This window comes from Paenibacillus sp. LHD-38, from assembly GCF_031157315.1.
Taxonomy (GTDB): Bacteria; Bacillota; Bacilli; order Paenibacillales; family Paenibacillaceae; genus Pristimantibacillus.
In genome coordinates, this window is record NZ_JAVIFU010000056.1 from 17,622 (window position 1) to 39,240 (window position 21,619).

Here is a 21,619-nt window from a genome sequence, read left to right on the forward strand (position 1 = left end):
GCAGCCCTTCGGTATTTAACTATCGTCTCCCGTTAGCTTAATCATATATGAAACGCACTAAAAGTCGGTCAGGTAATATCCCAACTGATTTATAGCTGGTTAAAGACATTTAATAAAGGAGTCAACGATGCAGTGTGTAGAATCCGAGTTCGAGCTTAGTTGAGGAACAAATAACGTACCGATGAAGAATTTATGCTCAGGTATTTCAACTATTCTTGGGTTCCCTATTGAATCTGTTCCGACTATTCTTAATCCGGCTTCATGAATTTGTTTTTCATATTCTGGACTAAGTCCAAAGTTACATCTAAACTGTTCAATTACATTTTCGATTGGATAAATCTCTGAGATTTTCGAGGGTTTCTTTACTATGACTTCACCTTTTTGTCCAACTAATGAGCAAGCTAGTTTACTAACTAATCACCTCATGTTCTCGGATTGAGCGAATTAGTTAGGCAAAACGAAACTAATCACCTCATGACCGCGGATAGAGTTAATTAGTCTTTCCGCGAGGCTTAGGCCGCGCACTCTCCACCCTCCCATTGTAGCTTCGTCCAGGCAGGGATGTATTTAGTGCAATGGAACGAGAAAGCATGTAACGTTATAGGGCTCCAGACGAGCGAAAAAGATCCCCTCCAGAAAAAACGCCCTCACCCCGGAGTTCAAGGTTAAGTTGCGCTGCCTGAAGTGGATCCTTCTCTAGCCGCTTTTCGCCGCCAATCGCTGCTTTTCACAGCATTGTCCTGGAATACTCGCGGCCTGTACGAGGCCTAATACGAGCGTTTACCATTATGTCTATATGAGCACCAGATATGTCTCTATGACCACCAGACATGTCCATATCCTCACCCGTCGTTCATGAGCTGCCGGATGATATGATCGGCTGTCCGCATTGCCAAGGCAGAGGTCGTCAATGTCGGATTGACGGCTCCTATCGTAGGCAAAACACTATTATCCGCTACATAAAGACCGGATACGCCGTGAATCTGACCGAAGGGATCGGTTGCCGAAAAAGCCGGGTCATTGCCCATGCGGCATGTCCCCGCTTCATGGTAGTCCGCACCGGGAGGGAGGATGCAAATCTCCGGCATGCCGGCGGTTGACGCCAAGGAGCCTCCAATGGCAGAGGCTATTTTATTGGCGCCATCGACCATCCGGCTAATGACCGATTTGTCTTTGCTGCTGTAGGAAAAATGAACCTGAATGCCCGGGACCCCATACTCATCCTTCCTAAGCTCATCCAAAGTAACACTATTTTCATATTGGGGTTCGACTCTGCCGAACATATCGCAAAGATAATCCGTCCCTCCGAACAGATACATTTGCACCTGATAAGGCCGATCTTCGGATTGCGGGATCAGAATGGATCCTCCGCCATCCGGCAAAGCGTCCGCAACCTTCCCAGGCGACTTCAAAAAAGAATGATTAATCAAATAATGTCCAATGGCTCTGCCCGGAATTCCGGAATGTAAGAGCAGATGCGGAGACTCCAGAGCTCCTGCGGAAACGACCACCTTTTTGGCTTTAAGAAAAAAGGGTTTTTTATCCGGCGACATCACTTTTACGCCGGCAGCTTTTCCATTCTCGGTCATGACTTGAACGGCTCTGGCATTGACGGCCAGCTCGTATGGCCGATAGCGCAGCGCCTCCCCCATGAATACGATAGAGCTGAACTGCCCGCGGCCAATCGCTTGCGGAAGCGCGCTCGATTCCGGGTAACCGCCTTCCCAGAGCCGGCCCAAGATGACTCGGCTGAGTGGCGTCAGTGTTCCGGCATTGACGGCCATCGCTTGTTCGGCAATATTGTAGTACGTCTCCAACTCCTTATAGGAGATCGGCCAGCTTGCTAACTCAAAGGCAGGCAGGCGAGGCGTAGTCGCTCCCCAGAACAGCGTTCTTCCCCCGAGGGCATAAACGAGCCTGGCCCCGGAATACTCCGGCAGAAATTTGCCAATAGGCGTAGATATTTTCGGATTTAAGAAATACTCCAGCATCCGGGACCAATCCCAGAATGTCGGGACGTTTAAAGCATGCGTCGGAAGAAGTAAATCCCCCCGTTCGACAACGGCGATTCGCATCCGGCTGCTTCTGAGACGTTCGCACAGCCTCCAGAGCATGGCGCCGCCCCCGCCTCCCGTCCCGATGATGAGGACATCGTATTCAATGTCTGTCATTTCGCTCAGGGGCGTAAGCGGAATCCATTGGTCGATTAAGCGGGCAGGTATTTCGGGAGGACAAGAAAGGAGCGCCGTTTGATTCCGGTTCATGGCCGCCTTATCCGGGATAAACACGTTCATTCCGGATAGATTCGAATCCGGATCACTAATATGCCGATTCATCAAGATCAGATCGGACAATTCAAGCCGGTGTGCTTGCGCTATTTTCCGTAGGGTGTCTTTAGCTGCAGCGACTTGTATTTTCATCCCCCATCACCTATTTCCTGAGGCTTTGTTACATGAATATGCGGCTACCGCTTGGCATTATGGCGAATTTGACCCGGTTAATGTTAAAAGAAAATAAACCATTAGACTGAAAATTATCAAGACCTATAATCAAGAAAATCAAATAAAATAAAGAGCTCCACATATTATGTATGACTAATATGTGGAGCTCTTTATTTTAATTATCGTAACGAAAAAGGTGGCGACAGCGACGGCGATCTGATTCCTTGATGCATTCAACTAACGTTCCCAGTTAGTTCAATATTTTGTGTTGTGCCACAGTCCCCTATTAGAGCAGTACGAATTAATTTAAACCCCGAAATCGCTGCTCGCTCGATTCGTCAGGATCGCGCTCGCAATAATATTGAAGAGATAGTCAGCCCTTGGCGCGGACGACGGTTGGTTGCTGAGCCACGCAAGCGCAGCAGCTAACGAGAACAGATCATCACCATCCATGTCGGTACGCGCCAAACCTTCTGCCTGGGCACGAGCGAGAAGCTGCGTGCCTGCTGTGCGCATCGTCATGCATGAAGCGTGGAGCGCGGACTCCGGGTCCTCTTTGGCTGCCATCATCACGTCCACAACACCTTGATAGTTGCTCGTGAATTCAACGATTTCGCGTAACCACGACACGAGCGCATCTTCGGGTGAACTTGCAGTTTCGAGCATACGTGCCTTTGTCGTAAACTCGTCGAAGCTTGCGCGGAGCAAAGCTTCGAGCAGCGCCTCTCTCGTCGGGAAATGACGATAAAGCGTGCCTAGTCCGACACCAGCTCTGCGAGCGATCTCGCGCAGTGATGCATCGACGCCATGCTCGGTTATAACGACGTTCGCGACTGCGAGTATGTGCTCATAGTTTTTCATAGCATCAGCTCTCATAAGAGACCTCCTTGACAAGCGGAGCGTTGCTCCGTATAATCATAAACGGAACAGTGCTCCGATTAAACGGAGCACCGCTCTGGTAAGTATAACTCATCTGCATGAAAGGAGAAAGTAAGATGTCTATAAATACAATGAAAGCAATTCGTCTGCATGAATTCGGCGGTCCTGAGGTACTGCGTTACGAGGAGGCGCCGATTCCCGAACTGAAGCCAGGTGAGGTGCTTATCCGCGTTCACGCGGTTGGCATCAATCCCCCCGACTGGTACCTGCGCGAGGGGTATAAGGATCTTCCTCCTGAGTGGCGGCCGCCGGTGCCCTTTCCCGTCATTCTGGGGTCGGACGTGTCGGGCGTCGTCGAGGCGGTAGCCACGGATGTACAGGGCTTCTCCGTCGGCGATGAAGTTTTCGGCATGGTTCGCTTTCCTAGCTTTGGGGAGAGCGCTGCTTATGCAGAGTACGTCGCCGCGCCAGCGTCGGACCTTGCACTCAAGCCGGCAGGCATCGATCATATGCACGCCGCAGGGGCGCCGATGGCAGGCCTCACCGCGTGGCAGTTCCTGATCGAGCTGGGGCACAGTGAAGCGAATCCGCTTCAACCGGAGTCGCATCGCCCGGTGCCGCTGAGCGGTAAGACAGTACTCGTCAATGGTGCCGCGGGCGGCGTGGGGCACTTAGCGGTGCAACTGGCTAAATGGAAGGGTGCGCACGTCATCGCGGTGGCATCGGGCAAGCATGAGTCGTTCCTGCGCGAGCTCGGTGCCGACGAATTCATCGACTACACCAAGAGCCCTCCCGAGGACATCGCTCATGACGTTGATCTCGTCCTCGATACCCTCGGCGGTCCCACCACCGGTCGTTTCTTGCGTACGCTCAAGCGTGGCGGCGCTTTGTTCCCAGTGTTCTTAGGCTTCTCCGACGCCGAGGAGGCCGCAAAGCTGGGCGTCATGGTATCAATGACCCAAGTGCGCTCAAACGGCCCACAGCTGGCGGAATTAGGGCGCTTGCTCGATGCCGGGACGGTTCGCGACGCCATCGACAGCATGTTTCCACTTGCCGATGCTCGCAAGGCGCATGAACGAGCCGCCGGTGGGCACATTCAAGGCAAGATCGTACTCACGGTGGAGTAAGGACGATAGCTCGAATGATTTTCGCACTCCTTGTAAATCGCGATTAGCTTTGAAGAAATTTTGCATGCTTAATTCAAGAAAAAAGGATGAACATCAATGATTCTACTCATGGGTTACGTACATCTAAATCCGTCTGACGTAAATGAGTTCACTGCAGACGTTCAGGACGTCGTTTCCAGCACGCGAACTGAAACTGGATGCCGCTTTTATGCCTTTACCTTGGAGGATGCACGCGCCGGACGCATGCTGACTGTTCAGCGGTGGGAAGATCAAGAATCGCTGACCGCTCATGTTGAAAGACATGAATCGGCGCCGTTTTTAATGAAGTGGGGAAACAGGATGAGAATGGACATTCAAAAATATGATATCTCAAACGAGCGCTCGTTTATGGAGTAAAAGAGGCGAGTAGACCGGGGATTCCCCTTTCTCTCACAGAACAGGGCTACTCTTGCAGCATGAGTTAAATGGATCCGCCGCGGCGGATCCTTCTGCTTATATTGATCTAAAGTATCAGCTCGGATCACTGAGCATAACTGCCAGTTAGCTTAATGAAAACAAGGAGCAGCTGCCGCGGTAAAGTGCTCCTTGTTTCGTTCAGCTATCGTTCCTCGTTAGCGGAACATTCAAAACAAAAATGCGGCAGACTCCGTGTATCTTTCAGACCACTGAGAAAAAGGAAGATCATTATCCCAAGTGACATTGTTTATTGCTTTGGCACATCCCCAATCTAAAACCCGTTGGTGAAGCATGTGGACCCTAAAGCGTTCAAGAAAGGCTTCTTTTGCTTCACAATTGTTGAAATAACTAGAGATGAAGTGCTTTGCAGATTCTTCCTCCCCATTATCTAGATACATGGCGATCATTCTAGGTAGGTCAGCAATTCCATCACCAAAATAACCGGTTGTAAAATCAAATAAACCACTTAACAGCCAACCATCAGGTTTATCTTGCACAAGGATGTTATCTGCTTTAAAGTCCCCCATGACGAAGGTTGGTGAGCGCAAACCATCGAATACTTTTTCAGAAGCTGTCAATAAATTCTCAACCCATTCAGTATCTTTAGCGGTGATTACTGAATATTTTTTTGCATCCTCCAACCAATATCTTATTCTGTTGTAAAGCCAAGTTTTATAAGAACCCTCAAATGGACGGATATTTCGATATTTTGAATCGAACTCGCCATACATTTCTACTTTCCAATGATGTAATTCGCATAAGCTTATTGCTAATAATTCAGCAATTTGTTTCTTATCTTCTCCGCTAAGTTCTTCTTCAAATTCCGGCTCGTTAATATGTCTGCCTGTAAGACGAGGCATAATAGAATAACTCCAACCAAATATGTCTTCCTGTTCATCCACTAGGTATGGAGAGGGAACAGGCAATTTCGTTAGACTAAGTAGATTATCTATATAGAATTTTTCTTCAATGAACTGACCTGAAAACAGTGGGTTTCCTTTAAGCACATACACTCCCGAGGAGGATCTGACAAATAAGGTCTGGTTCCCCACACCTTTTGGCGTTTTTTCAAATGAAATGAGTTTTCCTAGGTCGAAACGGTTAAGCATCGACTGTAACTGCTCGTTTGTCACTACACCCAATTGGTTCGAAGAAAAAAGTATTTCAGTAGTCAATTGCACTCACCACCGTCCAAAGTTCAATAAATAAGAATTCGTTTCCGATTGTTAGTATCCTGCCCGTTAGCTTAATGAAATGAGCAGGCCACCGCTGCGCCTGCTCATCCATGTGTTATTCAACTATCGTGTCCCGTTAGTTTAATTTAACTCCTACAACGTCATCATCCTTAAGGCTATAATACTCTCTTAATTTTACGTCTGTTGCTATTTCAATAATTGTTCTAGGATGGTCACCATTATCAGATGCGTTGCCGTCTGTTCTTAAAATAAATGCCTTTCTTCCGAATATCGAGCATTCTTGAATACTAACTGAAACCGATCCGCCATATTCTTCTTTTTCTAAGCGCATTACGTTAGCTGGTAAGTCGTAAGGTTCATCAAGTTGGATATTTAATGTACCTGGGAAAAATCTCATCCCCGTTTTGGACTCGTAATAAACACTTAGCTTTTCGATCCAATATGAAAAATCCCCTTGACCACTTACGACTTTCCCATTTAACGTTCTGTTTAGGCGAAATTCCTGACCTGGTTCAAATATTTTTACAGTAAAATTATCCGTGTTGTTTTTAATGTAATAAGCACGCCCCATACCATGTACTTTGACGTGTGATTCATCTTTGATTTCAAGACAAATTGGTTCGTCACTGCCGTTAAAGCGTGAGCGGCTTGCAGCGATTGGATCCACCGAAGAAGGCTGTGAAAACCCTCTTCATCGTTTGAGAAGGATAGAGGATTACCGATCACGATTCCTCGGAAATTAACAGCACGAGCGACATGTGTTTGCTGTGCGATGTCGATCCCGACGACTAGATGTTGAGCGGTAATTTTTTCAATGAGTTGATTTTGTTTCGCTTGCGATTTAAACTTCATAATAGAGCGTCCTCCTGGATGATGGAATTTTTAGGGCTATGACCCGTTGCGTACTTCCATCGTACCGAGGCGCTCGTTTTTTTGCAAAGCGGAAATTTAACGCTCTACAGGAATGCTATCGTGTCCCGTTAGTTGAATCATTCTCGCCAATTAATTTTATTTCATCGGCATTAACAGCATCAGTAAAAGTTGAACGCATTTCTGGTCCTTCTCCATATTTAGGTTCACAGTCTTGTTGGATTTTAATAATAAAGCCATCTTCAGTTTTATTTGTTTCCATAACTTTATTGATAGCCGCTGCGTTTATTGAACTATCGTACCCGTTAGTTGAAACTATTCAGCTTAGTTATCCATTAAACAAGTGCATCGACGTTTAGGCAGTGTCGAATACACAAACCTCCGAAAAACAGTCTAACGAACCCTGCGAGAAGTCGGGACGGTCACACTATAACCAACCCGAACATGCCGTGGTACCCAGCAGCCAAGCTCCACGTTCCACGGGCATCACGTGAGTCCGCGCCGCCCGGCACTGCTCTTCACTTTTAAAGTGAGTACGGGACACGCTGGCGAATGCTCTCTCAGGTTACATTCAAGATAATGTCCTTTAGTTCAATCAGAGTCTTGATTCGATAGCTGGCCTGTGAGAAGTCATGTGTTTTTGTGAAGTCGTTATGGACAATAGCACAGTCGATACCAGCCGCCACGGCTGAGTTCAACCCTCTGTTTGAATCCTCTACAACCAGGGTCTCTTCTTTGGTAGCTCCGAAGCGCTTTAGGCCGGTCAAGTATGGTTCCGGGTGCAGCTTGGTGCGCTCGTAGTCTTCGCGAACAAGGACGAATTCCATGAATTGTCTAATCTGGCGCTTTTCATGAATAAGTTGAAAATCCGCACGTTTTGCAGTCGTCACGATGGCCATGCGGACGTACTTTGACAGTTCGGCTAGAGTTTCAACTACGCCTTCAATCTCTATGGCTTCTGTTCCTAAATATTCCTGATAATAGACGTTGCGGACCTCACACTGCTTGCTGATGGTCTGTTCATCAATACCTGCCGCCCTAGCTTGGGACCAAGTGCCCAATGACTGGGTCATGTCGCGGAGGTATTGATCTTTATCCAAGGTAAATCCAATGTCAGCCAGAGCGCGTTCTCCCGCTTTGTAATACCAGAATTCAGTATCAACCAGAACACCATCATGATCGAAGAGTATGTACTTTTTCATTGTTTCGTTCTCCTTTGTCAGCTGCGGCAACCATGCGTGCCATCACGCGCCGTTGATCACCCTAAGTAGACGGGCCACTGATGTGTTACTGAAGAAATAAGTTGTTAAATAATTTCGATTCTACAATTACACTATCCTGCCCGTTAGCTTAACGTCCAGCGGTACATATGTAGCTGATAGGCGTTAAACCAACGGGCAGGATAGTTCCAATATGTGGTATTATTTTTATAAACGATTTAGGGGGAAACCATCAATGCTAATGCGTGTATTTTACTCTTTCATGTTTTGCGGGGAATGGTGAAAAATGATTGCTTTTGGCATATTATTTATTTTTATTGGAATTTCAATGATGCTAAATCCAAAATTTTTTTGGGAATTAAATGATCAATGGAAGTCTAAAGATGGAACAGAAACTTCAGATCTTATATTTTGAATAAAAGAATTGGAGGAATAATTTGTACTGTTGTAGGGGTTATATTTTTATTGATAAGATTTTATCTTAACTAAGAAATAAAATCGTTAAATTAATCCATTAAAGAAACGGGCAGATCTCCAATATATGGTATTATATTGGAGTGTGATAGGTAGCGTTGATAAGGGGGATTACCAATGGAGAAAGAACAGGAGATTCAGGAACTAAAAAAACGTATAGCTACACTCGAGAATCAAGTCCAAAACAAACCTCAGGCATCAAACGTATTGAGGTTTAGCTTAACTTTTATAATTGTGTTCGTGGTCTTACTGGTCTTGATTGGTATATTCCAATTTATAAGCACAACCAATTGAGCTAACGGATTCGTTAGTTCAATGAAGGACTGACTCTATATGCTCTTTGCCGATGATTTCACGCTCCACCTTATAATAGGGTAGTTCTGCTTTCCAATTCATGATACTCTCCTTGCCATCCTCCACGGACATTAAATTACAAAGGCAAATTCATTACGACCACTTCACAGAGAAGAAGCCGGGATTCTTTAGCGTACGAATTTCCGGCTTTCGAGTGTGTTTATTCAAAAAGTAAGCATGCCTAGCTACCTTTCAATCATTTTCGTCCAAAAGCCGCCTTTAAAATGTCTTGGCTCGTGTGAAATCACGAACGCCCGCGGTGCATCGGCAGCAATACTATCCATGAGTCTCTTCTCATTACTTCGCTTGACGAGCACTTGCATTACGAGCCGCTTGCCATCCTTGCCGTCCGCTGGCCAAGACGTCACGCCATACCCGTAGCTTCTTAGCTTGTCCGGCAAAGTAGTCTCAACGGAATCGGCGATGACCTGCACGACGGAATAGCCAAGCGCCATATACTCTTCGATTTGGCTCCCCAGATAGACGCCTGCTCCGAAGCCGAGGCAGTAGGCTACCATATGAATAGGATTGGAAAGATTTTGTAGAACAAGATTCAACCCGGCTAAATAGATGAATACTTCAACCATTGCAAGGAGGGAGGCTGCGCCTCTTCTCCCTTTTATCAGAAAAATTAGGCGCAGCGTAAACAACGATACGTAGGTTATATTAATAATAGCAATCGAACTAATAAGCAATAACGGGCTCATTACTTATTCACGCACTGCAATGTATAGCGGTCGCGGATTTTGTCCGGAATACGGCTTCTGAGGCTTATTTTCCGTGCTGTTGTACACAAGGAATACATTACTGCGCGGATCCGGTGTAATGTTGCTGTTCGAACCATGCATCGTATTGCAATCGAACAAGATGATGGAACCCGCAGAGCCTAGTGCCGTATGAATGCCGCCTTCTTTGCGGAGCATTTCTAGGCTATCCGGATCTGGAACGCCGTATTCCTGCCGGCGAAGCGATTGCTTGAAATGATTGTCCGGCGTCTTGCCGATGCAAGATATAAATTTCTTATGCGAACCGGGAATAACCATTAACGGTCCATTATGATGATAGTTATCCTCCAGCGCTATAGAACAGCTGAACGCGCGCATAGCCGGCATTCCATCTTCCACATGCCATGTCTCGAAATCTGAGTGCCAATAAAACTCTTTGCCCGTAAAGCCCGGTTTGAAATTAATGCGGGATTGGTGAACATAGGTGTCCGATCCTAGTAAGTAGTTCGCTATTCCCACGAGTCGCGGGTGCTCGGCCAGCTTTTTGAAACATTCATTATTATCATGAATGGCGAAGATTGAACGCACTTCTCTGCTTTCCGGCTCTAAAATAACATGCTCCGCCTCTTCCTTACGATAAATGTCTCCAAGCTTTTTCAGTTCCGACCGCCATTCAGTAATTTCCTCCGCCGAGAAGAATTGATCTAGAACCAAGAAACCGTTTTGTTCGTAGAAATCCGATTGCTCCCTGGTCAAAGGACTTTGCTCCGTCCATTCAGAATAGAGCACAGGGTCTTCACGTTTCATAATAACGGGTACATCGGTTACTCTGGATGGATACTTATCCGCTAAAGATTGTTTCTCTAACTGCTCTGATTTCAAAATAGGATTCATAACCTTCACTCCCTAATACATTTATTGGGTCTCTTGGGTTTCAACTAAAGGATAAACACCATCCGCATCGTGCGTTTCATTGCCCGTAAGCGGTGGATTAAACACACATACCATTCGCATTTGGCTCTTTGCCCGCAGCAAATGCTTTTCATTGCCATCCAACGCATAAAGTGTTCCTGCCTCGATCGGATAAACTTTACCACCGATGACCTCTATTTCACCTTCACCTTCGATGCAATACACGGCTTCCACATGGTTACGGTACCAAATTAATGTTTCAGTTCCGGCTTTAATAAGCGTATCGTGCATCGAGAATCCCATTCCATCCTTCTTAAGCAACAAACGCCGCGAATTCCACGTCAATGTATCGATATCGTCCTTTGTACGAATAACGTCAAACAAATGTTTTACGATCATTTCCTAGCACCTTCCTGTCCTATGCTAGCCATATATATCATTCGTTTATTTATACGTTACTTCAACCTTAGCGACAGCCGCATACTTTACTGTTTTATTTTCGGTTTCTATAACTTCCTTCAAAGCTTGCTCCATAATCGTAAGTCCCTGCTTCAAAACGGCATCCTCAATCGTAAGCGGGGGCATGAGCTTTGCTACCTCATCGTAAGGCCCAGAGGTTTCCATAATTAATCCGTTATTAAACGCTACTGCACATAGTCCCGCCGCCAGATTTGGTTGCCGGAAGGCCATCCCTTGTATAAATCCCTTACCTTTAACTTCGCTTATCCAATCCGGGTAGTCCGCCGCCAACCTTTCCAAACAAGCAAAGATGACTTCGGACTTACGCTTGATATCCTTTTGGAAATCATTGGATTTCCAATAACGGAGCGCTTCGGTAGCTGCTACAAAACCAAGATTATTGCCTCGGAATGTACCATTATGCTCGCCTGGGCTCCAAATGTCATGTTCTGGCTTGATGAGCGTCAATGCGAGCGGCAGGCCATAACCGCCAATTGATTTCGACAAGCAAACGATATCCGGCTTAATGCCCGAATCCTCAAAACTGAAAAACGTTCCTGTTCGCCCGCAGCCCATTTGTACGTCGTCAACGATTAGCAGCATTTTATTCTTACGGCAAATCTGCTCTACCCTGCGTAGCCATGCGGAGGAAGCGCTGTTTAGTCCGCCTTCGCCCTGCAGTGTTTCCAAAATAACAGCTGCTGGAAGATCAATACCGCTCCCAGGATCATCCAGGAGCTTCTCCAGCATGAAGGACGTATCCAATGATTCACCAAAGTAACCGTCGTAAGGCATGAAGGTCGTACCCCCAAGCTGTAAACCTGCCCCTGCTCGCTTGAAGCGATTTCCTGTCGCTGACAAAGAACCCTGTGTCATGCCGTGGAATGCGTTCGTGAAGCATATGACGTTCGTTCGTCCCGTCACTTTACGTGCCGTTTTCAATGCGCTTTCCACCGTATTGGTTCCGGTGGGACCAGGAAACATCACCTTATAATTCAGTCTCCGCGGTTGCAAGATAACCTCATTAAACGTTAACAAGAACGTTTCTTTCGCCTTTGTAGCCATGTCCAGGCTATGGGCTACCCCATCCTCCAGCAAGTAATCGATCAGCTTCGTCCGTATATTGGAATCATTATGCCCATAATTCAATGCGCCTGCACCGGCAAAAAAGTCAATATAGCACTTCCCGTTTACATCCCACATTTTCGCATTACTCGCCTTCGTAAATACCGTTCGGAAGCTGCGGCAATAGCTGCGAACCTCCGACTCCATTTGTTCAAATACACTCAATTTATCTGTTTGCTGCTGCATTTGATTCATCTTAAACCCTCCTTATTTCTGTTGTTTGATCTATTAATGATGGTGACGCTTACGAAGCGGACCGATACGAAACAACAGCTCCGGCTCATGGTTCATCCATTCTGGAAACAGGTGCTTGCCGTAGTGCTCGGCTACTTTGCATTCCGTTCCGTGTTCTGCCGCAAGTCCCGTAAATAGCCTTCTGGAGGGAATATTATCAGGTGCGATGGTCGCTTCGACGTACCGTATATGTTCATTCCCCTTACGGTTCAATAGCTCTTGCAGCATCGCCTTCGCAATGCCTCGTCCTCTGGATTTCTCGCTTACGGCAACCTGCCAAACGAACAACGTATCCTCCTTATCGGGACACCGGTAACCGGACATAAAGCCTTGAATATCCGTCCCGCTGCAAGCAACCGCACACGTTTCTCGATATATATCGCAAAGCATGATATAGCAGTACGGAGAATTTAAATCAAGCGAGCCCGCATCCCTAATGAGCTGCCAAACAGCTGAACCGTCACTGATGTCAGGAGTGCGCAGACTAAAGCATTCAGTTTCATAAAGCTTCATGCTTCTCACCTCCTTTTTTTATATGCCCAGATGTATTTTTCTAAAGAAACCGCTGTAAAAATGCTTGCAGACGTTCACTTTTCGGGTTTGTAAACAGTTCTTCCGGAGTACCTTGCTCAACAATAAGACCTTCCGCCCCGAAAATAACACGATCCGCTACCTCGCGGGCAAACTCCATTTCATGCGTTATAAGCATCATCGCCATCTGGCCCTCAAGTGCGATTTCTTTGATGACGGACAACACTTCGCCAACAAGCTCAGGATCAAGGGCAGAGGTTACCTCGTCGAATACCATCACCTTCGGCTGCATGACAAGCGCCCTCGCAATCGCAACACGTTGTTTTTGCCCGCCGGACAACTGGGATGGATATACATGCTGCTTCTGGTCCAATCCGACCTTGCGAAGCATCATAACCGCCCGATCCTCCGCCTCTTCCTTCGATAATCCAAGTACAGAACGGAGAGCCATCGTCACATTGCGCAGCACCGTCATATGAGGGAATAAGTTGAAATGTTGAAAGACCATCCCTACTTTGCTGCGCATTTTTTGCAGGTGCTTTTCATTGGCCCGAACCAGCTTCCCCTTTAGCTCCATTTGCCATAATGGTTCATCTTCGATTGTAATCGTCCCCGAAGACGGCTCCTCTAGCGTCATCAGCATCCTGCCAAGCGTTGTCTTGCCGGAGCCGCTAGGTCCAATGAGCGCAATTTTTTCTCCCGGAAATATATCTAGGTCAATTCCTTTAATAACGTGCAGATCCCCGAAGCTTTTCTGGATGGACTGATAACGAACAATCGGATTCGTTTGCGGATAGCTCGTTAGTTCGACTAACCGACCACACCCGGGTGATTTTTCCGTTTCAGGCATGATGTTTCTTTCTAACTGAGCGTTCATCGTTTCTCTCCTCCCTCTGGATGCCCGCGCCGGAGCATTCGTTTTTCCAGCCGGCGTATACCGTATGAAAAAATCAAACTGACGATTAAAAACAGCAGACCGACAATCGTATATGGTTCAAATACGCGGTAGGAGACGGATGCCTCGCTTTTTGCGGTCAGCAGCAGTTCTACAAGCGTGATGGCTGACAAGGTTGGCGTCTCTTTAAATATAACGATCAAATAATTGCCCATCATTGGAATAACGGGAGGCAGCGCTTGCGGCAATATAACGGACAGCCACGTCTTCCGCTTTGATAAATGAAGGGCTGTTGCTGCTTCCCATTGCCCGCGCGGTACAGCATCGATGCCGGAACGAAATACCTCAGACATATAAGTTCCGTAATGAAGTCCTAAAGCGATAACCCCCGTTACAAATGCGGACATCGCAAGCCCCGTCAGCATCGGCACGCTGTAATAAAGAAAGAAAACTTGAACGAGCAGCGGCGTGCTTCGGATAAATTCAACAATGGAGCGAACGGTCCATCTAATCAGTCTGTAAGCCGAACGTCCAGCAATTGCAAAAATTAAACCAATTAAGATCGATAATATGAACCCAATTAGCGTAGCGCCCAATGTAACCAAAAAGGCATCTAACAGCTTCGGAAGCAATGCAACGACATAATCCCATTTCCACAATTCACGTTTCACCTCCAAACCGTAAGCTTGCGTTCAAGCAAGCGGGCCGAAACGGAGATAAACGAGGATAATACAAAATAAATGAGTAAAAGCAGCCCGAATATTTGTGGCGTCCAGGTATAGTAATTATTCCGTATAATCATGGCTTCAAAAGTAAGGTCCGACAGTGTTATAAAATAGACGAGTGAAGTTGCCTTCAACAATTCGATCATCAAATTTGCGAACGGCGGCACCATCCTAGTAACGGCTTGAGGCAAAATAATTCGAAGCATACGCATGCTTCCGGATAAATTCAGCGCTATGCCGGCTTCGTACTGTCCCTTTGGCACGGCTGCAATCGAGCTTCGAACAATCTCCGATCCATATGCACCAATGTTCAAACCGATCGCAAGTACGGCCGCTGTTAGCTTAGAAAGCTCAATATCAAGAAACGGCAGTGCAAAATAGACCCAAAACAATAGAACGAGCAGCGAACAAGCCCGAAATACTTCAACGTAAACATTAGCTATGCCTTTAACAATGGTGTAACGGGATGAGCTCGCAAGTCCTGCCGCCGCCGCAAGCAGTAACGAAACGATAGACGACAATGCTGCTACCTGAAGAGTAATGAGTGTCCCGTCAAGCAATAAGGGAAGCCACTCCAACCATGGCGCGTTCATCTCAAGCCTTACAGAGCTGTGCAGCAGTAGTGTCTTGAGGAAGCTCTTGTTCCGTGAAACCGAATTGGCTTAATATTTCCAGCAACTCGCCGGATTCTTTCATTTTGTTAAGCTCGGCATTATATGCCGCTTGGAATGCTTCGTCCCCAAAGCGAAACGCGGTTGCACCATAACCGCGAATGCTCTCGCCATCTACAGTAGGCTGCTCAAAATCCATAACCCGTTCCAACGTGCTGTCGTTCGCAGCTTCCAAACGGGATTGCAACGCGGGACCTGTCATTGTCATCGCATCGGCGCGTCCCGATTGCAGGGCACTTATCGCTGCATCTTGGTCCGGTACGATAAGCATGCGATTTTCCGGTATTCCGGAAGCCTTCAAATAATCTACCTCGACTGCTCCAGCCATGACCGCAACCTTGGCATCGGCATGCTCCGCAATGGATTGGTAGCTGGTAAGTCCTAGCGGGTTGCCATTTTTCACTGCGAGTCCTTCCCCGATACTGTATTCCGGATCCGCAAACAATACAGCTTCACAGCGATCCTGTTTAATGAACATTCCTGCAGTAATCAAGTCAAATCGTTCGGCTTGCAGGCCGGCAATCAACGAAGTAAACTCCGTCAATTCTCCCCTCAGTTCATCGATTTCCAAACGTTTCAAAATAATTCGAGCAATCTCAACAGCTTCCCCCGTTAATTCGCCGCTTTCGTTTTTGTAGGCATACGGCTTCTCATTCGCGAAGCCTACAGTTATGTAGCCCTGCTGCTGTGCTTGAGCCAACGTATCTGTTGCACCCTCGTTATTGCTTCCGCAAGCCGCTAACAACAGCATTGGCAGTGCTAATAAAATAGACAAATTTTTCCACACACCTTCCCACATCCTCTACATTTATTTTCGAACACCTAATAAGGCTAACATCTATTCCCTGGCTGGTCATTTCCTGAATTGCGTGATAATTCCGCATATTTACCATTCTCGTTATCAGGGGGATGCTCACCCAACAAGAACGCCTAATTCCTTCCATATCCTCTCTAATCGTATACGATTGAACGGTTTGATTATTGCTCTATCTATGTTATATAAGATTTATTTATAAATAACTCTTCACTCGAGAGAACGATACTTTCTCATACCCCCTTTCCTTTTGCCTAATAAAGAATCTAATAAAACAAGCCTATATAAACATTTTTCCTCTGACATATCTCGTCATGAAATCTGAAAAATATCCAAATTTTAACGAATCTCATTTCCGTTATTATTATTAGTTTTTTTTATTAACACTTCATCCTTTTCATTTGATCTATAAAGCCCATTTAAAGCAAAAACGAACAAATTATTGATTTTATCTTTCAACTTGATCAAGATATATAGGTGGAGGAGCACTCCATCAATCGACATTTCATACCATTCACATAAGAAGCATACGTATGAAAGAAAGATTGTTCAAAGGCAGGTCATTGATTTGAATTGTCGGTTTTGGTATGAGTAAAAGGGCAACTGTCATGAAAAACCACCTTCTTGAAAGATTTACTTTACGTTTTTTTCCTCTGATAGACAGCTAGTGCTGCTCGGCAAAGCTAATAATCACGAGCTGCTCGCTAACTTATAACAAACGACAAAGTATGCTAAAATTCGAGGGGATTAACAATGACTCTTTATTCATTATTTATCTATAATTAAGTCCTATAACAAGCGATCGAGCGACAAGAAGTATCGTTAAGATAAATCTACATATTGGGAGAGAATCGAATGGATCCAGTTATTGGTCTAGATATTTCTAAAGCAGAAAGCCATGGAAAAGCCTTTTTGAGCGTAGAAAAACCGTTCAGAGAAACATTCGATTTCGAACACACACGTGCAGGGCTAGCGAAGCAATTTCAATTTGCTCAGGACCTTGCGTATGTATGCAACGAGCATTATCAAAGCCCCGTTGTCCAGTTCTCTGCGAACTTCGTAAAAGCTTTAGCGTCAAGAGCTTTGTAAAGAAATCGGTATCTCCCGAAGTGGATTCTACGCATACGTGAAGCCATTTAACACGGATAAGGATTAGCAGTTGATTCGTGACACTTTTGAATACTATAGAGGCGTGTACGGGTACCGCCAAATTCAATTGTTCCTAGACCAATATCATGGCGTGTGGATGAACAACAAGAAGGTTCTCCGGCTAATGCAAGAGATGGATCTCCGCTCAAGAGTACGTCGTAAGTAGCATCACAGTACTCGAAACTGGAACTTCGGTGACCGCGTTATTAAGAACATCCTAGAGAAGGACGTGACTGGGCTGTGGAGAAACTCACTATTCTCGAAGAAGTATCATCGGGGATATTGGTTTCCAGGCTGCAGCGAAGAAATATCGGATTAATAAAACGACTCTAATGACAGCGTCGGTACAAGCTCTATGGTTCTAAAGGGCTAGAGAGTCGTACACGTAACCGAAGCTATACGGATGAGTTCAAGCATCAAACGGTTGGGAAGCAAAAGCGCTATGACAAAGGGTCGCTCTACGACGTGGCAGGAATGGATCGATATTGTCCAATATTGCCTGGCAAATCAGCATGACCACCATAAGACAGCAGGACAGTATCAGGTTTACTACCAGCAAGTATACCAATGGGTGAAGTAGTTCGAAGATGGCGGTCAGTATGCGTTAAAGGATGGCCGTAGGAGAAAGAAAGAGCCTGAAGAGTTAACAGAGGCCGATCGCCAAAAACTCGAGATGAAGAAGATGGAATATGATATCTAACGGCTTCGTGCGGAGAATGCGTTTCTAAAAAAGTTACGGGATATGAAAATAACGTGGAATATATGAGGAATACCTGGAAGATGAAGCATCACAGTACTGTAGCAGATGAATACGCTCTCTTTGGAATGCAGTGAACACCGAAAACCTCCCATCAAATTTCTGAAATCTCTTAACATTGAGCTTATAAAAGTAAAAGCGAGAAAAAATTAGACGACCTCTTCCTCTTCCCATTTGAAACCCATAATTGATCGCCATACAATGTACTTATTTCAATTTCTGTTTACGTGTACTTACAGCATTTAATTCATGGATTTTCAGTACTGTGGCCATACAACTTCTTCAACATAATTTCAGTCAGAACATAAACAATAAGAAGAAATGAAGCCCCCCAAGCTGATGCTAACTCTCCAAATAAAGAGATGAATGAAAAACCAATTAATGGGCCTGTAGCAGCCCCTAAATCGGTGGCCATTGAGTATCCAGAAACAATTTTATGACGATTATAACCCGTTGAAAGTTGGAAAATTTTCGCATCATTTAGAGTCATAAGTACAGTAGATATCAACAGTAGCAAAATCGTAACGCCTAGCCATGTAAACGGTTAAACAACCGAATATTTGGTCTCAGTCACTTAAACTAGCGTTGGCGTAGCTTTTCTCCGTTTTTCTCACACTTTAACTGTTTTAGCCTGCACTTGTTGCATAGTTACCGATTGACGGAACTGCTTCGGAGCCAAATCATATAAACTTCCGTGCATGCGCCGCTCGTTATAAAAGTGAATATAGTTCGTCACGATCTCGTTCGCTTCCTGGTAGTTGCTGAACTCATACCGCTGCAGACATTCAGCTTCCAACAGACTGTGGAAGGATTCAATATGCGCATTCTTGTTTGGCGTCTTTGGAGGGATTCTCTCGTGTGTCACGTCATACCCTGCACACGCCTCCTCAAAAACATGAGAAATAAACTGTGGCCCGTTATCGGTACGGATCACAGGGCGCTCCTTTGTTTCAAAAAGCTGTCGCTGCCATAAGGTACGCTGAATCAATCCTGCTGCATGTTTCCCTTCACAGGACAGTCCCATGTGGAAATCGATGACCTCACGGTCTAACACATCAATGACACAAAGCAAGTAGAAGAAGCGCTGTTCTCCTGTGATGTAGCCATACTTGATGTCCATCTCCCAGAGTACGTTCGAAGCTTTAATCTCGCGCTTATTGGCCAATTTGCGCGGATGCTTTAATCGTTTTCGCCGCTGCGGCTGGAGCATCTCCATCTCATCGAGTAACCGGTATACTTTCTTTTTGTATATCACCAAGTCATACTCACGCTGCAAGCAAATCGTCAATTTGCAGTAACCATACACGTCCGTTTCTCCGTTTAAGAGTTCACAGAGCCATTCTTGAATCTGGCTGTCACTAATCGGTAGGTATGCCTGTTTTGGTCATTGAGAAACCAGGCACAGGCCGACCGCCTTTACGCTTTACAGCGTTTTGGCTGCTTGCCTGTTTCTTTCGGTAATTATAGATTTGTTCGCTCACACCTACAATCCGCAGGTTGCGGCTAACTGCATGCCCCAGCTTAATCCATTTATCGGCTATTTCAATTTTGTTCGATAAGCTGGGTTCTGCTTTTTTAACAAGTCACGAAGAACAGCAATCTCCAGATCCTTCTCACCTAGGATCTCCTTCAGTTGTTTGTTTTCACCTTCAAGTGCTTGAAACTCCTGTGGTGACGGTGAATAGACGCTAATTGCTTTAGCCGAAGAATCTGTTGTCTTCCAATCTGTGTGCTCGGCTCGTTCCATCCAACGGTTCAGCATTTTCGAATTTATGTTATGGCGACGTGCTACTTGTGCAGCATTCCCGACTTCCTTCGCTTCATGAATCACTTGCTGTTTGAACTCGATCGTAAATCGTCTCCGTTGCATAAAAAATCTCCTCCATTGATTCTTCATCTAGCTTACTACGTTAAGTAACTTAGACTCAAATCCAATTTCGGGGCTTAAGAGATACTATACTTGTCTATTTTAGACTTCTTAAGGAGATTAAGCTCACACCTAATTTTAAAGAAGTAAGTATCAATACACGTATGCTCGAGGAATTAAGCAGAATATTATTCTATGGTTTACTTAATCATAAAACAGAGGACCGAAATTTTAAAAAAGAACCTTGCAGAGAGCTACTCTGGAAGGCTTCTTTAGATCCTACTATTAAAGAAAATAAAGTCTCAGAGTTACTACTAGTCATTAAGCTTACAGGCAAAATAATAGGTAGTGCATTTATTTTCAAACTATTTATTCGTTTCAATTATAGCTTTAAACGCCTTGTAATTAAGTGGCAGCGTCACATAGAAAACACCTTCATTTTCACACCATTTTTTATCATCTTAAGCTGAGTTCAGTTGTAACAACGAGGATTTTAGTCAGTCTCGATACTTTGTTGTAGCTAAGCCAAGCATTTAACGATGAAACGTTAAAGTTAATAAACAATACATCAAATTTATTTTCTTGTAATTTCTTATAAACTTCATTACGTTCTGCGATTTCTTCACAATCTTTGATGTTCATTTGTTTACAATAATGAGTGAATACTATCCGCGCAATTTCATCATGGAGAGCGATAAGCACATTCATATTTCTACCTAATTAGCAGAAATAAACGTATCTATGCCCATAGTCTTAAACTCTTCACACAAGTTGTACGGTCTTCCTGTTGCGACTACGACTTTAATTCCTTTATCAATCAATTTCTTGATTGCTTCTTTTGTGCTTAGGGGGATGCTTCTATCAATTTCACTTAACAGGGTGCCGTCAACATCAAAAAATACAACCTTGTACATATTATGAAAAAGGCCTCCCTTGTTATTTTAAACTTCTACCGCCTGATTAACATAACCCTACTGATTACCTCTTAACAAAATGAAGGGCTACCTCGGCAGCCCTTTTGTATTGAACTCCCGTTAGCTTAAAAGAGAGGGGAATTATGCCTATACCTTAACCTCAAAAATGGAATCAACGATAATGGGAAGATTATCTCTCAATGAAACTGCCCCGAAGACTGAACGTGCATGAATACCCTTTTCACCAAAAATATCTAGCATTACGTCAGAACAGCCATTTAACACCTTATGATGTTCTTCAAAATTTGCATCTGCATTTACGAAACCCTGAATCTTAACAACTCTTTTGACTTTTTCCAAAGAACCTAAAGCTGAATTCAACACAGCCAGAATTTCAATCCCGGTCTGCCGAGCAAACTGATAACCTTCTTCGGTTGAATAATCTTTACCTAGCTTCCCACTAGGCTTACCAGTAGGTCCCTTTCCCGAGACAAACAATAATCCGTTCACTTCAACGAAGTTTGCGTATTTAGCCGCGGGCTCACTAGCATTTGGCAGAACAATTCCTAATGTCTCCAATCTGTCGGTTACTGTTTGTTCAGACATGGTGTTCCTCCTAAACTTTATTAATTGGAAGAATTATACGCTGTTGCTCCAAAATCAGTCAATACATTCCTTCAACATAACGTTACCCGTTAGCTTAATAACTCAAACTTCGCAGCTTGAAATAGGCAGATAAGCCTTGAGATAACTGGGCAAACCGGCGATCCATTGTTGTAGTTGACTTTTAATTAATTTTGAAAGTTTTTTGTTTGCCGTTGCTG

General features: G+C 45.1%; 25 protein-coding genes and 2 pseudogenes. 6 read left to right on the plus strand and 21 right to left on the minus strand.

Going from position 1 to position 21,619, the window contains the following annotated elements; genetic code table 11:
• Positions 1-842: 842 nt before the first annotated feature.
• Complete coding sequence (locus RCO25_RS29565; RefSeq protein WP_308999668.1) at positions 843-2,420, minus strand: GMC oxidoreductase; 1,578 nt, start codon at positions 2,418-2,420, stop codon at positions 843-845.
• Between the two features lie 327 nt (positions 2,421-2,747).
• A complete protein-coding gene (locus RCO25_RS29570) occupies positions 2,748-3,317 on the minus strand; it encodes a TetR/AcrR family transcriptional regulator (protein ID WP_308999669.1) in 570 nt (189 codons plus the stop codon).
• Between the two features lie 119 nt (positions 3,318-3,436).
• Between RCO25_RS29570 and RCO25_RS29575 the strand changes: the two genes are divergently transcribed.
• Together RCO25_RS29575 and RCO25_RS29580 are read left to right on the plus strand one after the other, a co-directional pair.
• Positions 3,437-4,447, plus strand: a complete 1,011-nt coding sequence (locus tag RCO25_RS29575; RefSeq protein ID WP_308999670.1) for an NADP-dependent oxidoreductase — start codon at positions 3,437-3,439, stop codon at positions 4,445-4,447.
• A 96-nt stretch (positions 4,448-4,543) separates the two neighbouring features.
• Positions 4,544-4,843 carry a putative quinol monooxygenase gene (locus RCO25_RS29580; protein WP_308999671.1) on the plus strand — a complete coding sequence of 100 codons (300 nt, stop codon included), beginning with the start codon at positions 4,544-4,546 and terminating at the stop codon, positions 4,841-4,843.
• 227 nt (positions 4,844-5,070) lie between these two features.
• On the opposite strand, the gene RCO25_RS29585 is transcribed toward RCO25_RS29580, so the two are convergent.
• From RCO25_RS29585 to RCO25_RS29605, 5 genes and pseudogenes are all read right to left on the minus strand, one after another.
• Entirely contained in the window at positions 5,071-6,078 is a 1,008-nt protein-coding gene (locus tag RCO25_RS29585; protein ID WP_308999672.1) for a phosphotransferase family protein, read from the minus strand.
• A gap of 136 nt (positions 6,079-6,214) precedes the next feature.
• On the minus strand, positions 6,215-6,670 hold the full coding sequence (locus tag RCO25_RS29590; RefSeq protein ID WP_308999673.1) for a DUF120 domain-containing protein: 456 nt from the start codon (positions 6,668-6,670) through the stop codon (positions 6,215-6,217).
• 59 nt (positions 6,671-6,729) lie between these two features.
• A pseudogene (locus RCO25_RS29595) lies at positions 6,730-6,951 on the minus strand (IS110 family transposase); the annotation flags it as partial.
• A gap of 115 nt (positions 6,952-7,066) precedes the next feature.
• Positions 7,067-7,231 (minus strand): hypothetical protein, encoded by a 165-nt coding sequence (locus RCO25_RS29600; protein WP_308999674.1) that lies wholly within the window; start codon positions 7,229-7,231, stop codon positions 7,067-7,069.
• Between the two features lie 298 nt (positions 7,232-7,529).
• Positions 7,530-8,171, minus strand: a complete 642-nt coding sequence (locus RCO25_RS29605; RefSeq protein WP_308999675.1) for an HAD family hydrolase — start codon at positions 8,169-8,171, stop codon at positions 7,530-7,532.
• A 304-nt stretch (positions 8,172-8,475) separates the two neighbouring features.
• On the opposite strand from RCO25_RS29605, the gene RCO25_RS34970 reads away from it, so the two are divergent.
• A complete protein-coding gene (locus tag RCO25_RS34970; RefSeq protein ID WP_374992186.1) occupies positions 8,476-8,604 on the plus strand; it encodes a DUF6199 family natural product biosynthesis protein in 129 nt (42 codons plus the stop codon).
• 598 nt (positions 8,605-9,202) lie between these two features.
• Here RCO25_RS34970 and RCO25_RS29610 read toward each other — a convergent pair.
• The 9 genes from RCO25_RS29610 to ehuB are packed head-to-tail and all read right to left on the minus strand — an operon-like array spanning position 9,203 to position 16,045.
• The gene (locus RCO25_RS29610; protein ID WP_308999676.1) at positions 9,203-9,724 is read right to left on the minus strand and encodes a DUF2179 domain-containing protein; all 522 of its coding nucleotides are present in this window, start codon (positions 9,722-9,724) and stop codon (positions 9,203-9,205) included.
• A gap of 3 nt (positions 9,725-9,727) precedes the next feature.
• Positions 9,728-10,636, minus strand: coding sequence for an ectoine hydroxylase (thpD, locus tag RCO25_RS29615; RefSeq protein WP_308999677.1), 909 nt, complete (start codon positions 10,634-10,636; stop codon positions 9,728-9,730).
• Between the two features lie 21 nt (positions 10,637-10,657).
• Positions 10,658-11,053 (minus strand): ectoine synthase, encoded by a 396-nt coding sequence (locus tag RCO25_RS29620; RefSeq protein WP_308999678.1) that lies wholly within the window; start codon positions 11,051-11,053, stop codon positions 10,658-10,660.
• A gap of 45 nt (positions 11,054-11,098) precedes the next feature.
• Positions 11,099-12,433 carry a diaminobutyrate--2-oxoglutarate transaminase gene (ectB, locus tag RCO25_RS29625; protein ID WP_308999679.1) on the minus strand — a complete coding sequence of 445 codons (1,335 nt, stop codon included), beginning with the start codon at positions 12,431-12,433 and terminating at the stop codon, positions 11,099-11,101.
• Between the two features lie 33 nt (positions 12,434-12,466).
• A complete protein-coding gene (gene ectA / locus RCO25_RS29630) occupies positions 12,467-12,985 on the minus strand; it encodes a diaminobutyrate acetyltransferase (protein ID WP_308999680.1) in 519 nt (172 codons plus the stop codon).
• Positions 12,986-13,025: 40 nt separating this feature from the next.
• A complete protein-coding gene (gene ehuA, locus RCO25_RS29635) occupies positions 13,026-13,880 on the minus strand; it encodes an ectoine/hydroxyectoine ABC transporter ATP-binding protein EhuA (protein ID WP_308999681.1) in 855 nt (284 codons plus the stop codon).
• Complete coding sequence (gene ehuD / locus RCO25_RS29640; protein WP_308999682.1) at positions 13,877-14,557, minus strand: ectoine/hydroxyectoine ABC transporter permease subunit EhuD; 681 nt, start codon at positions 14,555-14,557, stop codon at positions 13,877-13,879. The genes ehuA and ehuD overlap by 4 nt, the downstream gene beginning before the upstream one ends.
• 8 nt (positions 14,558-14,565) lie before the next feature.
• Positions 14,566-15,216, minus strand: a complete 651-nt coding sequence (ehuC, locus tag RCO25_RS29645; protein WP_308999683.1) for an ectoine/hydroxyectoine ABC transporter permease subunit EhuC — start codon at positions 15,214-15,216, stop codon at positions 14,566-14,568.
• A 1-nt stretch (position 15,217) separates the two neighbouring features.
• Complete coding sequence (ehuB, locus tag RCO25_RS29650; protein ID WP_374992188.1) at positions 15,218-16,045, minus strand: ectoine/hydroxyectoine ABC transporter substrate-binding protein EhuB; 828 nt, start codon at positions 16,043-16,045, stop codon at positions 15,218-15,220.
• A 918-nt stretch (positions 16,046-16,963) separates the two neighbouring features.
• On the opposite strand from ehuB, the gene RCO25_RS29655 reads away from it, so the two are divergent.
• From RCO25_RS29655 to RCO25_RS29660, 3 genes are all read left to right on the plus strand, one after another.
• Entirely contained in the window at positions 16,964-17,197 is a 234-nt protein-coding gene (locus RCO25_RS29655; RefSeq protein ID WP_308999685.1) for a hypothetical protein, read from the plus strand.
• 70 nt (positions 17,198-17,267) lie between these two features.
• A complete protein-coding gene (locus RCO25_RS34975) occupies positions 17,268-17,423 on the plus strand; it encodes an IS3 family transposase (RefSeq protein ID WP_374992187.1) in 156 nt (51 codons plus the stop codon).
• Positions 17,424-17,699: 276 nt separating this feature from the next.
• Positions 17,700-17,837, plus strand: coding sequence for a hypothetical protein (locus RCO25_RS29660; protein ID WP_308999686.1), 138 nt, complete (start codon positions 17,700-17,702; stop codon positions 17,835-17,837).
• 424 nt (positions 17,838-18,261) lie between these two features.
• Here RCO25_RS29660 and RCO25_RS29665 read toward each other — a convergent pair whose 3' ends face one another.
• The 5 genes and pseudogenes from RCO25_RS29665 to RCO25_RS29685 all read right to left on the minus strand — a co-directional run bounded on the left by RCO25_RS29665 (position 18,262) and on the right by RCO25_RS29685 (position 21,401).
• Positions 18,262-18,531, minus strand: a complete 270-nt coding sequence (locus RCO25_RS29665) for a hypothetical protein (RefSeq protein ID WP_308999687.1) — start codon at positions 18,529-18,531, stop codon at positions 18,262-18,264.
• Between the two features lie 93 nt (positions 18,532-18,624).
• Positions 18,625-19,377: an IS3 family transposase gene (locus tag RCO25_RS29670; RefSeq protein WP_308999692.1), complete on the minus strand. Its 753-nt coding sequence runs from the start codon at positions 19,375-19,377 to the stop codon at positions 18,625-18,627.
• Positions 19,378-19,551: 174 nt separating this feature from the next.
• Positions 19,552-19,884, minus strand: coding sequence for a transposase (locus tag RCO25_RS29675; RefSeq protein WP_308999688.1), 333 nt, complete (start codon positions 19,882-19,884; stop codon positions 19,552-19,554).
• A gap of 716 nt (positions 19,885-20,600) precedes the next feature.
• Positions 20,601-20,795 (minus strand): annotated as a pseudogene (locus tag RCO25_RS29680) (HAD hydrolase family protein); the annotation flags it as partial.
• Between the two features lie 147 nt (positions 20,796-20,942).
• Positions 20,943-21,401: a RidA family protein gene (locus RCO25_RS29685; protein WP_308999689.1), complete on the minus strand. Its 459-nt coding sequence runs from the start codon at positions 21,399-21,401 to the stop codon at positions 20,943-20,945.
• Between the last annotated feature and the right edge of the window lie 218 nt (positions 21,402-21,619).

What these genes read in the sequence shown, in the direction of transcription:
- RCO25_RS29565 (WP_308999668.1), bottom strand. Translation starts at nt 2,420, where the DNA reads ATGAAAATACAAGTCGCTGCAGCTAAAGACACCCTACGGAAAATAGCG.
- RCO25_RS29570 (WP_308999669.1), bottom strand. Translation starts at nt 3,317, where the DNA reads ATGAGAGCTGATGCTATGAAAAACTATGAGCACATACTCGCAGTCGCG.
- RCO25_RS29575 (WP_308999670.1), top strand. Translation starts at nt 3,437, where the DNA reads ATGTCTATAAATACAATGAAAGCAATTCGTCTGCATGAATTCGGCGGT.
- RCO25_RS29580 (WP_308999671.1), top strand. Translation starts at nt 4,544, where the DNA reads ATGATTCTACTCATGGGTTACGTACATCTAAATCCGTCTGACGTAAAT.
- RCO25_RS29590 (WP_308999673.1), bottom strand. Translation starts at nt 6,670, where the DNA reads ATGGGGCGTGCTTATTACATTAAAAACAACACGGATAATTTTACTGTA.
- RCO25_RS29600 (WP_308999674.1), bottom strand. Translation starts at nt 7,231, where the DNA reads ATGGAAACAAATAAAACTGAAGATGGCTTTATTATTAAAATCCAACAA.
- RCO25_RS29605 (WP_308999675.1), bottom strand. Translation starts at nt 8,171, where the DNA reads ATGAAAAAGTACATACTCTTCGATCATGATGGTGTTCTGGTTGATACT.
- RCO25_RS34970 (WP_374992186.1), top strand. Translation starts at nt 8,476, where the DNA reads ATGATTGCTTTTGGCATATTATTTATTTTTATTGGAATTTCAATGATG.
- RCO25_RS29610 (WP_308999676.1), bottom strand. Translation starts at nt 9,724, where the DNA reads ATGAGCCCGTTATTGCTTATTAGTTCGATTGCTATTATTAATATAACC.
- thpD (WP_308999677.1), bottom strand. Translation starts at nt 10,636, where the DNA reads ATGAATCCTATTTTGAAATCAGAGCAGTTAGAGAAACAATCTTTAGCG.
- RCO25_RS29620 (WP_308999678.1), bottom strand. Translation starts at nt 11,053, where the DNA reads ATGATCGTAAAACATTTGTTTGACGTTATTCGTACAAAGGACGATATC.
- ectB (WP_308999679.1), bottom strand. Translation starts at nt 12,433, where the DNA reads ATGAATCAAATGCAGCAGCAAACAGATAAATTGAGTGTATTTGAACAA.
- ectA (WP_308999680.1), bottom strand. Translation starts at nt 12,985, where the DNA reads ATGAAGCTTTATGAAACTGAATGCTTTAGTCTGCGCACTCCTGACATC.
- ehuA (WP_308999681.1), bottom strand. Translation starts at nt 13,880, where the DNA reads ATGAACGCTCAGTTAGAAAGAAACATCATGCCTGAAACGGAAAAATCA.
- ehuC (WP_308999683.1), bottom strand. Translation starts at nt 15,216, where the DNA reads ATGAACGCGCCATGGTTGGAGTGGCTTCCCTTATTGCTTGACGGGACA.
- ehuB (WP_374992188.1), bottom strand. Translation starts at nt 16,045, where the DNA reads ATGCTGTTGTTAGCGGCTTGCGGAAGCAATAACGAGGGTGCAACAGAT.
- RCO25_RS29655 (WP_308999685.1), top strand. Translation starts at nt 16,964, where the DNA reads ATGGATCCAGTTATTGGTCTAGATATTTCTAAAGCAGAAAGCCATGGA.
- RCO25_RS29660 (WP_308999686.1), top strand. Translation starts at nt 17,700, where the DNA reads ATGACAAAGGGTCGCTCTACGACGTGGCAGGAATGGATCGATATTGTC.
- RCO25_RS29675 (WP_308999688.1), bottom strand. Translation starts at nt 19,884, where the DNA reads ATGCAACGGAGACGATTTACGATCGAGTTCAAACAGCAAGTGATTCAT.
- RCO25_RS29685 (WP_308999689.1), bottom strand. Translation starts at nt 21,401, where the DNA reads ATGTCTGAACAAACAGTAACCGACAGATTGGAGACATTAGGAATTGTT.